The 15,431-nt window shown below is 38.4% G+C and carries 10 protein-coding genes; 5 read left to right on the top strand and 5 right to left on the bottom strand.

Annotation, left to right across the window (positions count from 1 at the left end):
* Positions 1 to 13 precede the first annotated feature (13 nt).
* Positions 14 to 766 (top strand): gamma-glutamyl-gamma-aminobutyrate hydrolase family protein, encoded by a 753-nt coding sequence (locus tag I0Q91_RS12715; protein WP_270454995.1) that lies wholly within the window; start codon positions 14 to 16, stop codon positions 764 to 766.
* Here the strand turns inward: I0Q91_RS12715 and I0Q91_RS12710 are convergent.
* Both I0Q91_RS12710 and nifJ read right to left on the bottom strand, forming a co-directional pair.
* Positions 729 to 1,316: a CPBP family intramembrane glutamic endopeptidase gene (locus I0Q91_RS12710; RefSeq protein ID WP_270454994.1), complete on the bottom strand. Its 588-nt coding sequence runs from the start codon at positions 1,314 to 1,316 to the stop codon at positions 729 to 731. The two genes, I0Q91_RS12715 and I0Q91_RS12710, sit on opposite strands and share 38 nt — an antisense overlap.
* A gap of 85 nt (positions 1,317 to 1,401) precedes the next feature.
* A complete protein-coding gene (gene nifJ / locus I0Q91_RS12705) occupies positions 1,402 to 4,947 on the bottom strand; it encodes a pyruvate:ferredoxin (flavodoxin) oxidoreductase (protein ID WP_270454993.1) in 3,546 nt (1,181 codons plus the stop codon).
* 188 nt (positions 4,948 to 5,135) lie between these two features.
* On the opposite strand from nifJ, the gene I0Q91_RS12700 reads away from it, so the two are divergent.
* A complete protein-coding gene (locus I0Q91_RS12700) occupies positions 5,136 to 6,518 on the top strand; it encodes a tryptophanase (RefSeq protein ID WP_270454992.1) in 1,383 nt (460 codons plus the stop codon).
* A 3-nt stretch (positions 6,519 to 6,521) separates the two neighbouring features.
* On the top strand, positions 6,522 to 7,691 hold the full coding sequence (locus I0Q91_RS12695) for an aldo/keto reductase (protein ID WP_270454991.1): 1,170 nt from the start codon (positions 6,522 to 6,524) through the stop codon (positions 7,689 to 7,691).
* Between the two features lie 83 nt (positions 7,692 to 7,774).
* Here the strand turns inward: I0Q91_RS12695 and zupT are convergent, their stop codons facing one another.
* Positions 7,775 to 8,614 (bottom strand): zinc transporter ZupT, encoded by an 840-nt coding sequence (gene zupT / locus I0Q91_RS12690; RefSeq protein WP_270454990.1) that lies wholly within the window; start codon positions 8,612 to 8,614, stop codon positions 7,775 to 7,777.
* A 300-nt stretch (positions 8,615 to 8,914) separates the two neighbouring features.
* On the opposite strand from zupT, the gene I0Q91_RS12685 reads away from it, so the two are divergent.
* Together I0Q91_RS12685 and I0Q91_RS12680 are read left to right on the top strand one after the other, a co-directional pair.
* Entirely contained in the window at positions 8,915 to 10,663 is a 1,749-nt protein-coding gene (locus I0Q91_RS12685) for an ABC transporter ATP-binding protein (protein WP_270454989.1), read from the top strand.
* Between the two features lie 12 nt (positions 10,664 to 10,675).
* On the top strand, positions 10,676 to 12,778 hold the full coding sequence (locus I0Q91_RS12680; protein WP_270454988.1) for an ABC transporter ATP-binding protein: 2,103 nt from the start codon (positions 10,676 to 10,678) through the stop codon (positions 12,776 to 12,778).
* 128 nt (positions 12,779 to 12,906) lie between these two features.
* Here the strand turns inward: I0Q91_RS12680 and I0Q91_RS12675 are convergent, their stop codons facing one another.
* Positions 12,907 to 14,244 carry a hypothetical protein gene (locus I0Q91_RS12675; RefSeq protein WP_270454987.1) on the bottom strand — a complete coding sequence of 446 codons (1,338 nt, stop codon included), beginning with the start codon at positions 14,242 to 14,244 and terminating at the stop codon, positions 12,907 to 12,909.
* A complete protein-coding gene (locus tag I0Q91_RS14465) occupies positions 14,213 to 15,430 on the bottom strand; it encodes a DUF58 domain-containing protein (protein ID WP_270454986.1) in 1,218 nt (405 codons plus the stop codon). Before I0Q91_RS14465 ends, I0Q91_RS12675 begins: the two co-directional genes overlap by 32 nt.
* Position 15,431: the final 1 nt, after the last annotated feature.

Genomic DNA, 15,431 nt, shown 5'->3' with positions numbered 1-15,431 from the left:
GGAGGTTAATAAAATGAATAAACCAGTCATTGGAGTTACACTCTTTAGACGGGAAAAAGATAAATCTAATTCTAAATACGGAACGATTAACTGTAACTATGTAAGAGCCATTGTTGAAGCAGGAGGCATACCTCTCCTGATTCCTATCGTTAATCAACCCCAGGATATAAAATATTATCTAGAATTAATCGATGGCCTTTTATTAAGTGGAGGCCAGGATATCTCCCCGGAATTTTATAATGAAGAACCAGTAGATGAGCTCGGTGAAATAGATCCTGATCGGGATAGCTGGGAGCTCAAACTATTTACTGAAGCCTATAAAAAGAAACTTCCAGTCCTGGGAATCTGCCGGGGAATGCAGTTAATCAATGTTGCTCTAGGAGGCTCTTTATTTCAGGATATCTACAGCCAGTATGATGATAGCCTGCTCCATACTTCCAGTGATGGTGAGAGCTGTGCCTATCATAAGATCATAATTGAATCTGGCAGCAAGTTAGAAGAGATCCTCTGCTGTCTTGACAGCCTCTATGTCAACTCCTATCATCACCAGGCATTAAAAAAGCCTGGCAAAAACTTAAAAGTTGTAGCCCGTTCTGATGAAGGCATTATTGAAGCAATTGAAGCAGAAGATTCAGATCAGCGTTTTCTTGTTGGAGTCCAGTGGCATCCTGAAGATTTAGCAGGTGTTGATGATAAAAGCCTGTCCAACCACTGTTTCCAGCAGCTCTTTAAGTCTCTGATTTCCTCGGCAGAAAATAATTCTTAAAATACCAGAATAAAATATAATCATAGCCAGCATGAGCTATTGCCGCTGCAATAATTCCGGCCTGCTGATAAATAAGCCCTAACCAGACTCCAGCCAGCAGATAAAAAATCCCAAACAAAACCTTATCAGCCAGCTTTTCCTGCCTGAACCAGAAACCAAAATGGGCCAGCATAAAGGCAACTGAAGCAGGCCATATCCCTACCATTTCCTGGATAAAAGCCCTGAAAAGTAGCTCCTCACTGATCCCGGCCAGAATGCTCATAAAAGCCAGTTTCCGGAGAGATAACTTACAGATAGGCAATATCTCCTCCAGGCCATCTTCAACTAATTCTGGCTTATATTTAATTGCCAGAAAGGCAGGTATAGCTAATACTACCAACCCAACAACTCCTAATAAAGGCTGAATATAAATTGAACGACCAGCAAATAAAAGCTGGAATGGAGTCATATCTGCAAAAATTCTAATCAATAAGATAGCTGCTGCAATCATTAATAGCATTACTTTAACTACCTGTTGATATAACTTTTTAATATTAATATCTATTTCCATTTAAGATACTCCTTTATATTTAGATAAAAAGCTCTGGAGAGCAACAGCCCCCAGAGCTTTTCAATATTATTCATTTATCTATAATTTATTCTTCATCATCTTCTGGCTCATAGGCTTTTTCAAGGCGCTTATAGGCCTTATATTTCTTATCAGCCTGCTTTTGAGCGAATTCGAAGAGTTTTTCTGCCACTTCAGGGAAAGTCTGCTGCAATGATGCAAAACGGACCTCTGATTCCATGTACTCTTTCATAGTTCCAGTAGGTTCTTTAGAGTCCACGCTAAATGGATTCTTTCCTTCTTCTTCTAATTCAGGATTGAATCTAAATAGATGCCAGTAACCGGTCTCAACAGCTTTTCCTTCCTGGTTAACAGAATGATTCATACCTGCTTTTAAACCATGAGCAATACATGGGGTATAAGCTATGACAACTGATGGCCCATCATAGGCTTCAGCTTCATTAATAGCCTTAACAGTCTGATTCATATCTGCACCAATAGCGACCTGGGCAACATAGACATTACCATAGGTCATTAACATCTGAGCTAAGTCTTTCTTGGCTGTTCTCTTTCCAGAGGCTGCAAACTTAGCAACAGCTGAAACAGGAGTAGCTTTTGAAGACTGACCACCGGTATTTGAATAAACCTCAGTATCAAAGATCATAATATTTACATCTTCACCAGATGCAACGACATGATCTAAACCGCCATAGCCAATATCATAAGCCCAGCCGTCTCCACCAAAGATCCACTGGGACTTCTTGGTGAGATATTTCTTCAGCTTAGCAATTTTAGCAACAGCTTCATTGTCGCTTTCTTCATCAAGTAGAGGCTTAATCTTATCAGCTACCTCTTTGGAAGCTGGACCATCATCTTTAACCTCAATCCATTCTTTTAGAAGCTCTTCTAATTCAGATGATACACCTGTTTCGATAGCTTCTTTAGCATGATTTACAAGACGGTCTCTAAGCTGCTCATTACCTAGATGCATACCGAAACCATATTCGGCATTATCTTCAAATAATGAGTTAGCCCAGGCAGGACCTTCGCCAGCTTCATTAGTTGTATAAACTGGAGTAGGTGCTGTACCGCCCCAGATTGATGAACAACCAGTAGCATTGGCTATAATCATTCTATCGCCAAATAACTGGGTAACTAACTTAGCATAAGCAGTCTCGCCACAACCGGCACAGGCTCCATGGAACTCAAGGAGTGGCTGATTGAACTGACTTCCTTTAATTGAAGCATCTTTCATTAAACCGCTCTTATAAGTTACATTTTCACTGACATAATCCCAGTTGTCAGCTTCCTGTTCTACCATTTCATCGAAATCTTTCATCTTCAATGCTTTTTCAGGTGCCGGACAGGTCTCAACACAGACGCCACAGCCAGTACAGTCTAGAGGACTGACCTGGATTCTGTAATTTAAGCCTTTAAGCTGTTTACCCATAGCATCAAGTGTTTCCATGCCTTCTGGAGCATTTTCTAACTCTTCATCATCTAGAAGGAATGGCCTGATGACTGCATGAGGACAGACAAAGGCACACTGGTTACATTGAATACAATTATCTTCTATCCAGTCAGGCACATGAACGGCAATTCCCCGTTTTTCATACTGGGACATTCCTGGTGGGAATGAGCCATCTTCTCTACCCATAAAGGTACTTACAGGTAAATCATCACCTTTCTGCTTATTAACTACATCAAGTACATTCTTTACAAATTCCGGTCTGTCACCATCTTCTTCAATCTCTTCACTAGCCTCAGCAGATGACCATTCAGCTGGCACATCAACGTCAATTAGAGCATCAAGAGCTTTATCAACCGCTTTATTATTCATTTCAACGATCTTTTCACCTTTATGACCATAAGTCTTTTCAATTGCTTCTTTTAAATAATCAATTGCATCATCTATTGGAATAATATCGGCTAGCTTAAAGAAGACAGTCTGCATAACCATATTAATTCTCTGGCCAAGGCCGACTTCTTCTGCAATCTCAACAGCATTAATAATATGGAAATCAATATCATTATCTGCAAGATATGCTTTAACATCAGCTGGCAGACGCTCATCCAGCTCGTCTTCTGACCAGGTTGTATTTAGCACAAAAGTTCCGCCTGGTTTTAGGTCACTTACCATATCAAACTGACCGATATATGATTCTTTATGACAGGCAACAAAGTCAGCCTTATCAATTAGATAAGTTGACTTAATCTTTTCATCACTAAATCTTAAGTGGGATACAGTAACTCCTCCTGACTTTTTAGAGTCATAGGAGAAATAACCCTGAGCATATTTATCAGTATTATCACCGATAATCTTAATAGCATTTTTATTAGCACCAACAGTACCATCAGATCCAAAGCCCCAGAACTTACAGGCAGTTGTGCTCTCTGGAGTTGTATTGATTTTTTCTTCGACAGGCAATGATGTAAAGGTTACATCATCAACGATACCAATGGTAAATCCATCTTTAGCTTCAGCCTGCTTTAAATTTTTAAAGACTGAATTAATATGGGATGGATTAGTCTCTTTTGAACTTAAACCATATCTTCCGCCAACTACAACCGGCCTCTGGTCACGGTCATAGAATAATGAACGGATATCTTCATATAGAGGTTCTCCAACTGCTCCAGGTTCTTTAGTTCTATCTAAAACAGCAATCTTTTTAACAGATTCTGGAAGAACATCAAAGAAATATTTGCTGGAGAATGGTCTATATAAATGAACTTTAATTAGACCAACTTTTTCTCCCTGTTCAACTAAATAATCGACAGTCTCTTCAATTGTTTCAGTAACTGAACCCATTGCCACAATAATATGCTCGGCATCTTCTGCACCATGATAAACAAATGGCTTATATTCTCTACCAGTTAGCTCACTAATTTTTTCCATATAATCGGCAACTACATCTGGTGTTCTGTCATAGAACTTATTGCAGGCTTCTCTAGCCTGGAAGAAGATATCAGGGTTCTGAGCAGTACCCTTAGTTACAGGATTTTCAGGATTAAGTGCTTTATCTCTGAAAGTCTCTAAAGCATCTTCATTGACAAACTGTGCCAGTTCGTCATATTCCATAACCTCAATCTTTTGAATCTCATGAGATGTTCTAAAACCGTCAAAAAAGTGGATAAAAGGTAAGTTGGAATCAATAGCTGCTAAATGAGCTACTCCAGCTAAATCCATAACTTCCTGCACACTTCCTGAAGCTAGCATAGCCGCTCCAGACTGGCGACAGGCCATTACATCTGAGTGATCTCCAAAGATTGAAAGTGCCTGTGTTGCAACTGAACGAGCACTTACATGGAAAACACCTGGTAATAATTCACCGGCAATCTTATAAATATTCGGTAACATAAGTAAAAGTCCCTGTGAAGCTGTAAAAGTTGTTGTTAGAGCACCAGTTGCAAGTGAACCGTGAACAGCTCCAGCTGCACCACCTTCAGACTGCATTTCTGTCAATTTAACCTGCTGACCAAAAATATTCTCTCTGCCATGGGCGCTCCACTCATCTACCATTTCGGCCATCGGAGATGATGGAGTAATCGGATATATTGCTGCTACATCTGTAAAAGCATAGGCTACATGTGCTGCAGCAGTATTACCATCCATGGACTGCATTTTCTTAGGCATTTAAAATAACCCCCCATAAATATTTATTTTCACATTCAACTTCAGTATAACTAAATAAGTTGAAACTGTCAAATAAATTATTAATAATTTTTTTAGCTAATCTTCTTGATTTTTTAGGGATAAGCAGAGTATAATGAAGGTGCATTGTTTAATTTTTCTTACAATAATATGGAGGTGGCTTAACAGTAATGGTAAATCAAGCAGAACCCTTTAAGATTAAAATGGTTGAAAAAATCAAACAGATACCAAAATCAGAACGGGAAGAAGCTTTAAAGAGGGCAGGCTACAACCTCTTTTCATTAAATTCAGATCAGGTCTATATAGATCTTCTAACTGATAGTGGCACCGGCGCTATGAGTGACAATCAATGGGCCGGTATAATGTTAGGTGATGAATCATATGCCGGCAGTAGAAATTTTAGAAATCTAGAAAAAACTGCAAAAGAAATTTTCGGTTATGAATATATTCTACCAGCTCACCAGGGCCGGGGAGCCGAAAAAGTCCTCTTCCCTCATTTAATTGAAGAGGATCAATATATCTTAAATAATATGCATTTTGATACAACTAAAGCCCATGTCGAACTGGCAGGAGGTAATGCAGTCAATTTAGTAATCCCTGAAGCCTATAAAACCGGGATAGAACACCCTTTTAAAGGAAATTTTGATCTTGAGGCTCTAGAAGATTTTCTAGCAAGCCACTCCAAAGAAGAGATAGGCTTTTTAATAATTACTGTGACCTGTAATAGTGCCGGGGGTCAGCCAATCTCAATGGCCAATATTAAAGCAGCCAGTAAAATTGCAAGGGAATATGATCTGCCAGTTATCTTTGATGCTGCCAGATTTGCCGAAAATGCCTACTTTATCAAAAAGCGGGAAGACGGTTATCAGGATAAAACTATTTTAGAGATAGTTTCTGAAATGTTCAGCTATGGTGATGGTTTTACTATGAGTGCCAAAAAAGATGCTATAGTTAATATGGGTGGCTTAATCGGAATCAAGAATAATGAAGAACTCTATAATAATGTTAGATCCAGCCTGGTACCCTATGAAGGTTTTCCCACTTATGGTGGTCTATCTGGCCGAGATATGGAAGCCCTGGCCAGAGGATTAAAGGAAGGAACTGATTATGATTACTTAAAATATAGAATCAATCAGGTTAAATATTTAGGAGATCGCCTCCTTAAAGGCGGAGTACCAATCCAGGAACCGACTGGTGGCCACGCTGTCTTTGTAGATGCAGCTAAAATGCTACCCCATATACCCTATGACCAATTTCCAGCCCAGGCCCTGGCTAATGCTCTCTATCTGGAATCAGGTGTCCGGGGTGTTGAAATCGGATCATTATTATTAGGTAGAGATCCAAAAACCGGGGAACAACTAAAATCTCCATTAGAACTTTTAAGATTAACAATTCCACGTCGGGTCTATACAAATAATCATCTCGATGTTGTTGCCGATAGTTTAATAAATATCCTGGATTATAAAGATGAACTGACCGGACTGGAATTTGAATATGAACCTGAAGTTTTAAGACATTTTACAGCCAAACTTAAACCAGTTGAGGAGGTATAGTTTATGCATTATAGAAAGATGGGAAAGATTAATGAAGAGCTTTCAGCCTTAGGTTTTGGAGCTATGCGTCTTCCAACTCTTGATGATGATAATGAAATAATTGATGCAGGAAAAGCTACAGAAATGCTGGATTATGCATTAAATAATGGTGTTAATTATATCGATACAGCCTGGCCCTATCATGGCGGTAATAGCGAAGAATTTGTTGGCAACTATCTGGCTGATTTAAAAACCAGGAAAAATAGTCCTGATCTAAGCCGAAAAGATCTTTATATAGCCACCAAATTACCTGTCTGGCTGGTAGAATCCCATGAAGATGCAGATGAATATCTTGAAAAACAGCTTAATAATCTTCAGACAGATTATATTGATTTCTTCTTGCTCCATGCTTTAAGTTATGACCGCTGGGATGATATGGAGAAGATTGAAATCGTTAAGTGGCTTAAAGAAAAGAAAGCAGAAGGCAAGGTTAAATATATCGGATTTTCTTTCCATGATGAGTTAAAATTATTTAAAGAGATAGTTGATTATACTGATGCCTGGGATTTCTGTCAAATTCAGTATAATTATATCGATCTTGAATACCAGGCCGGCAAAGAAGGTATGCATTATGCTGCAGATAAAGGACTTGGAGTTATTATAATGGAGCCACTTCGTGGCGGTCTCTTAGCTAGAAAGCCTCCCCAGGAAATTTTAGATATCTGGGAAGAGAGTGAGCAAAATATTTCTGCCGCTGCTAGGGCTCTTCAATGGCTCTGGGATCAAAAAGATGTAGGTATTGTTCTTAGCGGTATGAATAAACTCTATGAAGTAAAAGAAAATATCGAAACTGCCTCTAAATCAGGTCTAGATGCACTCCCTAAAAAAGAAATAAAACTAGTAGAAAAAGCCGGCAGAATCTATAAAGAGATTGCCCCGGTAGATTGTACCGGTTGTAATTACTGTATGCCCTGTCCAGAATCAGTCTGGATACCCCGGGTCTTCGACTATTATAACCAGGCCCATATCTATGATAATTATAAAGAGATGTCTGAGAAATATTTCGAGCTCAAAGAGGAAAACCAGGCTGACAACTGTATCGCCTGCCTGGTCTGTGAAGATAAATGTCCTCAGGACTTACCGATCTCTGAGTTAATGACTGAGATAGACCAATATTTTTCTAAAGCCAAATAAAATTATGACCGGCTGCCAGTCTCCTGGCAGCCGGTACTTTAATTATATTTATTATTTTAGTTAAATGCCAAAAACCAATCTAATTAAACAACTACCAGTGTTAAAGCCATAATTAACATTCCTAAAATAAATGCATAGATCTCACGATGACCTTCCCCATATTTCTTTGAAGCAGGCAGTAATTCATCGACTGAGATAAAGACCATAATACCTGCAACGAAAGCAAAAATAAGACCAAAAACCAGTTCATCAAAAAACGATCTAAATACAAAATAACCGAGTAATGCACCTAATGGCTCAGCTAAACCTGCTGTAAATGAATAACCAATTGCCTTTAAACGGCTACCTGATGAATAATAGATCGGAATTGAAGCTGCAACACCTTCTGGAATATTATGGAGAGCAATTGCTATTGCAATTGAAACTCCAAGTGCCGGATCATGGAGAGCAGCCACAAAGGTTACTAGCCCCTCAGGGAAGTTATGGATTGCTATAGCTAAAGCTGACATAACTCCTACCCTGTGAAGTTCCTGTTTCTCCTCTTCTGCCAGTCTCATTTTGGCATCTTCAGGACTTTCATTTACGATTGCCTCAACATTCTCTTCTTTCCAGCCATGATGAGGGTTATCAGGATCAGGTACAAGTTTATCTATAAGCAAGATTACTGCAATACCTGCGAAAAAAGCAATAACCGTTACAAAGTGACCCATATTACCGCCAAAATATTCTATAAGTTCCTCTCTGGCTTCATCAAAGAGTTCAACAAAAGAAATATAAATCATAACTCCAGCAGAAAAACTTAGAGCTGAGGCTAAGAATTTGAAATCAGTCTTTTTTGTAAAAAAGGCAAAAATGCCTCCTAAACCTGTTGAAAGACCGGCAAATGTGGTTAATGCTAATGCAAACCAGAACCCTTCTTCCATTTAAAATCCTCCTTCCTTTCAATTTTTAAAGTTATATTCTTTATTACAAATAATTATTGCTTACTAAATAACTTTCTTGATTAATTAATAAACTCCTGCAAATAATTAAAATAAATAGAAGTTAAAATAGCATTTTAAAATTTATTTGTAATTTGATAATATTTATCTCAATAAAAAGAAGGTATTGAACAACTTATCTCTAATTTATATAATTGGGTATATAAATATAATAAATTTAATGCAATTCCTTTATTATAATTTTTTTAAGTCTAATTTATCTTAAGAAAGGCTGATATTTTTATGCAGGATTACACCTTTAAAGGTTTTTTTCTCCGATATAAAAAGCGCTATCTGCTTGGCATCATCTGGCTAGCTCTAGTCGATATCTTGCAGTTAATTATCCCTCAGATATTGAGAGATTTCACTGATAACCTCCAGGCCGGTTTAGTTGGCAGCCCTGAATTAATTCGATATGCCGGGCTAATTGTACTGGTTGCCGGAGGGACTGCTTTTTTCCGTTTTCTCTGGAGACTCTATATTAATGGAACTGCAAGGAGACTTGAAAGAAATCTCCGCAATGACCTCTATGAACATTTTCAGAGATTATCACCAAATTATTTCCAGCAGCAGAAAACCGGTGATCTGATGGCCCATGCTACCAATGATATTAATGCGATTCGCCGGGCCACAGGCCCTGGTGTTGTAATGCTGGCAGACGCAATCTTACTGACTATAGCAACAGTCTCAATCCTGATTTTTACCATCGATATCAGGTTAACACTAATTGCTTTAATCCCACTACCATTTATAACATTAATTTCATTGAAATTTGGCCAGATAATCCATAAAAAATTCAAGAAAGTCCAGGAGGCTTTCTCCAATCTCAGTGATAAGGCCCAGGAAAATTTCTCAGGCATTAGAGTTGTTAAAGCCTTTGCCAGAGAAGAAAAAGAAATAGAAAGATTCCAGGTAAGCAATCAAAATAATTATGAGCGAAATGTTGATCTAGTTAAAAGCTGGGGGCTTTTCCGCCCATTAGTTCAGTTCTTCTCAGGGATGAGTTTTTTAATAGTCATCTGGCTTGGAGGCCGGATGGTTATTGAAGAAGCTATCTCTCTTGGTGATTTTGTTGCTTTTATCAGTTATCTTGGAATGTTAACCTGGCCAATGATGGCCCTGGGTTTTGTTATTAACCATATCCAGCGAGGTAAAGCTTCACTGGAACGCTTAAATAGTATTTTCGATGAAGAACCTGATATTTATAACTATCCTGACACCAATTACAAGATAGATGAACTTAAAGGCGAAATTGAGTTTGATAAATTAACCTTTAGTTATCCAGATGAAGATGAACCAATCTTAAAGGATATCAGCTTTAAGATTGAATCTGGACAGACAGTTGCCTTTATTGGTAGAACCGGCTCTGGTAAATCAACGATTGCCAGATTAATCCTGAGGTTATTCAATTCTGACCGGGAAAGCCTTTATCTTGATGGCCATGATATCAATAAAGTACCTCTAGAGACAATCCGAGAAAATACAGCCTTTGTGCCCCAGGATAACTTTTTATTCTCAACTACTATCGGTAAAAATATTGCCTTTCATAATCCAGAAACAGATATTGAATTAATCAAACAGGCTGCCAGAGAAGCTTCAGTCTATGATAATATCATTGATTTCCCGGAAGGGTTCGATACTATTCTTGGAGAACGGGGAGTAACTTTATCAGGGGGCCAGCAGCAAAGGGTAGCCCTGGCCAGAGCTCTGATCAAACGGCCTGATATTCTAATCCTGGATGATAGTCTCTCAGCTGTTGATACCAGGACCGAAGAAACTATCTTAAATAATTTAGAAGATATAATGGCTGAAAGAACAACTATCTTAATAGCCCACCGAATTTCAACTATTAAAAATGCTGATAAAATCTTTGTTTTAGATGATGGCACGATTATAGAAGAAGGAGATCATGAGAGCCTCCTTAATAATGAAGGTCTCTATTACGATCTCTACCAGAAACAGCTTTTAGAAGAAAAACTAGAAAACCAGTAAGGAGGTGCAGAAATGCGAGATTTTCGTAAAGAAGAAGAAATAGAAAAAGCCTATGATTCAAAATTAATGAAACGTTTACTCCGGTATGCTCAACCATACTGGAAAATATTATTGCTCTGTATCATTCTGCTCCTCTTTGTTACCGGTGTTGAACTGGCCCGGCCTTATCTAATCCGAGTTGCAATAGATGAGCATATAAATGTAATGAACCATGCCCAGGTAGTTATGAACGAGCCCCCGGCTGAAGACGTTGAATATGTTGAATTCAGAGGCAATTATTTAGTCCGGGAAAGGCTCCTGGAAACTGAATACCCTGATTTGGAACGCTGGCAGATTATTAGAGATGATGGCCAGTCATTTATCATGGAAGATTTTCATCGAACACCTTCAGATATTGAAGTTGGAGAAGATGGAACCGGTTATTATGCAGAGTTCAACGGCCAGACTAGAAGACTTACACAATTAGCTGACCAGGAATACAGTGATTTCAGAGAACAGGATTATACCGGATTAACTGGAATTGCATTATTTCTACTATCAATTATGATTGTCGGCTTCTTTTTAAATTATCTCCAGGTCTATATCTTAAATAAGACCAGTCAGCGAATAATCTTTAATATGCGCCATGAAGTATTTACCCATTTACAGAAGATGTCCCTATCATATTTTGATAATAATCCAGTCGGTAGACTTGTTACCAGAGTTACCAATGATACTGAAACTTTAAATGAGATGTATACCGGTGTCCTTGTCAATCTCTTTAAGGATCTCTTTATGCTCCTTGGTATAATCATAATTATGTTTTCATTAAATGCCCAGCTGGCCCTATCAACCTTTGCTGTCCTGCCTTTAGTTATAGTGGTAGCAGCCTTTTTTAGAAAATATGCCAGGGAAGCTTATAGAAAGGTTCGAGTTAAGCTAGCCAGAATTAATTCTACTATTTCAGAAAATATATCTGGCATGAAAATAATTCAGCTCTTTAATCAGCAAAAAAGAAAGCTCAATGAATTTAAAAAGATTAATAATGAATATTTCGACGCAACTATGCGCCATATCTTTGTCTATGCAATCTTTAGGCCATCAATGGACTTACTCTATTCACTGGCCCTGGCTATATTAATCTGGTATGGAGGTGGTCGGGTTGTAACCTCTGCTCTGGAATTTGGAATTCTCTATGCCTTTACAGATTATATCAGACGGTTCTTCCAACCGATTAATGACCTGACTGAAAAATATAATATTCTCCAGTCGGCCATGGCTTCTTCAGAGCGAATCTTTAAAATTTTAGATACTGAAGAGGATATTTCAGAACCGGCTGAACCTGTAAAATTACCGGATAGACTGGAAGGTCGGATTGAATTTGATGATGTCGACTTTTCCTATGACGGAGAGGAATGGGTGCTTAGAGATATTAATTTAGAGATTGAGCCAGGTGAAACAATAGCTCTAGTTGGCGCTACCGGTGCAGGTAAATCCTCAATCATTAAATTATTAAGCCGATTCTATGATATCCAGAAAGGAAGCATTAAAATAGATGGCACCGATATAAGAAAGTATCCCCGCCATGAGTTAAGAAGACATATTGGAGTTGTCCTCCAGGAAGTCTTCCTCTTTACTGGAACTGTTGCCGATAATATCACCCTCCACCGGGATGATATCTCTCAGGAGGAGATCGTTGAAGCTGCAGAATATGTCAATGCCGATAAATTTATTACTAAACTAAAAAATGGCTATAAACATAAAGTCACTGAACGGGGCTCCACTTTTTCAGCAGGTGAAAAACAGCTAATCGCCTTTGCCAGAACCCTGGCCTATGACCCAGATATCCTGGTCCTTGATGAAGCGACTGCCAATATCGATACTGAAACTGAGCTCTTAATCCAGGATGCCCTCTATAAATTAACTGAAAATAGAACAACCATTGTGATTGCCCACAGATTATCAACTATCCAGCATGCTGATAGAATCGTGGTCCTCCACAAGGGTAGAATCAGAGAAATCGGAGACCACCAGGAATTGCTGGACCAGGAAGGCATCTATCACGATCTATATCAGCTCCAGTATAAAGATCAGCTTCTTCAAAATAGAGAAGACTTAAAGAAGAAAAGTTCTTAAAGATCAAGTTAAAGTGATAATATACTAAATTAGCAGCAGGCCTCTGCCTGCTGCTTTATTATCCATACTTAAATTTAATTTTTAATTACTCATCTAAACTCATCTATCCTCCACTTCTAACTATTTATTTAATTCCTGCTTCTTGCTTCTCTTTTTTCCTTTAACTCTCTCCAGAGACTTGCCGCCATTTCAACCTCTTCAGATTCAACCTCTTCTTTATACCTGGCTTTTTCATAAATCGAAATCAGATTATCTAATTCCAGTTTTTCCTCCTGCCAGCCGGCATTATAGATTAATTCATCTTTATAATCTCTGGCAGATAGATTTTTCTCCTTAATGAGATCCTTTGCTGCCAGCTGACTGAATTTATAATAATAAAACCGGACTGCCTGACAGGGCTGATCCATATCATATTGTATTTTTTTATCCCTGCTAAAACCAGCCTTCATCTTATTCCAGAGTTCTCCAAGATCATTGATAAACATCTTTGGCGCAGAGAGACTCTCTCTTTCTTCTGAAAGATAATTATCAGTAGCTGTTCCGCTTTTAGTTAACCTTTTAATTAGATAGACCCCTATGCCTATCAGGATAATAACTGTTATTATTTCAGCAATTGGTAAGTCTGGTGTCTCAATAATTTCCCGAAATTGTTCTGCCTGATCTTCAGGTGTCCTGGGTCCAAATTGGGCCTCACCCTCCTGACCCTCTGGAGAAAAGTTAGAAAAAATCCAGCGGATAAACAACATTACAGGATAGAAAAGATAAAATATTCCTAGAGTTACATAATAAATAACCGGACGAATAATTTGATAAACCTGACCGGCAATATTCCTAACTACTTCCAAAATTGGCAGCTGAAAAGGGATTGCAAAGACTATTGCTGCAAAGATCATAATTATAAAAAATATAAACATGGGACCATAACTGGCAGTAAGGCCTTTACCTAGCTCCTTTTTTTCAACTTTAATAGTAACAGCCTGAGCAAGCAGCAGGATAAAGAAGATAAAGACCTGCCAGATCAAAACCTCTCCCTGAAAATTATATGATATCAGGATTGAAAAGAGATAGATTAATATAAGCCTTGGAATATCATCGCTATACTCGACTCTATTTCCATAAAAAGCCTGCCTTAATGAAACAACTGCTAAGAGGATTGCCAGCGGTATAAATAATTCCAGAGGCCAGTTCAAAAAATATGCCATTGCTGAACCAGCTGCTATTAAAAATAAATAGCCTGCACCAATCATTAAACTCCTGTCAAAATAATTTTCCCTGGCGATTACTGCCCAGAGACCAGCCAGAAACAGAAAGGCCATCAGCCAGATATCAACCTGAAAATTAAAACCGAAATTTAATATATCACTGGCATAGACTTCAGCTGGAACTCTTAAAATTAAATACCAGATGCCAGCATTAAAGAATCTATTTAAAAGTTTATAGCGGTTTAAATTTAAATTCTTGATCACCTTCACCTCCTGCCAGACTTGCCGACCAGCCAGGCAATTGCAGATTACCGGACTCTTTAGTCCTGTCAGGCTCACCTAAAATAATCTGCCAGGTCTTGCCCTGGCCTTTATTTGAAAAATAGCGATTTAATTCAAGGCCTTCAGGATAGGTAGTAATAATTAATTTATCTGCCCCCTGCTGCAATTTATGGGCATATTCTGCAATAGGTCGCCGAAAGAGAGGTTTAAGATAAGCAAGAGCAGTTAAGATCTCCTCAAGCTGGCCAGGATGATTGCCAGGTTCAACTCTGGAGCCTTCACCTATTTTAGGCTTGCCATTGCTAAGAAAACCAACTTCAATACCTTTATTTAAAAACTGCCTGGCCAGTGAGCCGGCCAGAGAATATGCAATTTCCAGTTGATCTTTATCTATCCCCTCCCAGCTTTTATCTGCTGATCTTATATCAAGTATAATCTCAATCTCCCCAGCTTTTGAAGGATGATAGATATCAGATTTAAGCTGTTGATGCCGGGCTGAAACCTTCCAGTTTATCTGTTTGCGCTGATCAGAAGGTTGATAATCTCTAACACCTGCCCGATTAATTGGGTCAACCATAATCCAGCCATCAGTCATCTTTTCACCTCTGGCAAATAGTCTGGTGATTACCTGATCATCAACTGGATAAATCTGAGGATAGACCACTAATTCCAGTGAGTTATTTAAACTTTCTTTCTGACTGAAAAGTCCAATAAAACCTTCTGTTTCAAGCATTCCATTACCAAGATAATAAGCTCCCCTTTCTTCAGGCATGACCTGATAATGACGGTTTAATTTCTGATAAAGGCTCAAATTAAATTTATCAAAGAAAATATTCCTATTACCTGATAGTGTGCCTGTCTTCTCACCACCAATCAGATTCATACCTTTCCGAAAATTAAAATGGACAGTCAGCCAGAAGACTGGTAAAATCTTGGCATTGGTTAAAGAGAGATTAAATTCTGTCTCTTCACCGGCAAAGATCTTTTTATCTGTAAAGTCTATATCTATAGATAATTTTGCCAGGGAAAAATGATTCCACTGATAGGCGATAAAGATTAAACTTGCTGCCAGGAGAGCCCCTGAAATCAAAGCAGTACTGCCTACCCTCATCCCATAGACTGTCATTGAGAGAAATATTATAATCCAGATAATAAGACGGTTCTTCACC

The sequence above is a fragment of the Halonatronomonas betaini genome, from assembly GCF_015666175.1.
In the GTDB taxonomy this organism is placed as follows: Bacteria; Bacillota; Halanaerobiia; order Halanaerobiales; family Halarsenatibacteraceae; genus Halonatronomonas; species Halonatronomonas betaini.
Note: the sequence above shows the minus strand (reverse complement) of the source record. Positions and strands in the feature narration are given on the sequence as shown.

What these genes read in the sequence shown, in the direction of transcription:
- I0Q91_RS12715 (WP_270454995.1), top strand. Translation starts at nt 14, where the DNA reads ATGAATAAACCAGTCATTGGAGTTACACTCTTTAGACGGGAAAAAGAT.
- I0Q91_RS12685 (WP_270454989.1), top strand. Translation starts at nt 8,915, where the DNA reads ATGCAGGATTACACCTTTAAAGGTTTTTTTCTCCGATATAAAAAGCGC.
- zupT (WP_270454990.1), bottom strand. Translation starts at nt 8,614, where the DNA reads ATGGAAGAAGGGTTCTGGTTTGCATTAGCATTAACCACATTTGCCGGT.
- nifJ (WP_270454993.1), bottom strand. Translation starts at nt 4,947, where the DNA reads ATGCCTAAGAAAATGCAGTCCATGGATGGTAATACTGCTGCAGCACAT.
- I0Q91_RS12710 (WP_270454994.1), bottom strand. Translation starts at nt 1,316, where the DNA reads ATGGAAATAGATATTAATATTAAAAAGTTATATCAACAGGTAGTTAAA.
- I0Q91_RS12695 (WP_270454991.1), top strand. Translation starts at nt 6,522, where the DNA reads ATGCATTATAGAAAGATGGGAAAGATTAATGAAGAGCTTTCAGCCTTA.
- I0Q91_RS12680 (WP_270454988.1), top strand. Translation starts at nt 10,676, where the DNA reads ATGCGAGATTTTCGTAAAGAAGAAGAAATAGAAAAAGCCTATGATTCA.
- I0Q91_RS12700 (WP_270454992.1), top strand. Translation starts at nt 5,136, where the DNA reads ATGGTAAATCAAGCAGAACCCTTTAAGATTAAAATGGTTGAAAAAATC.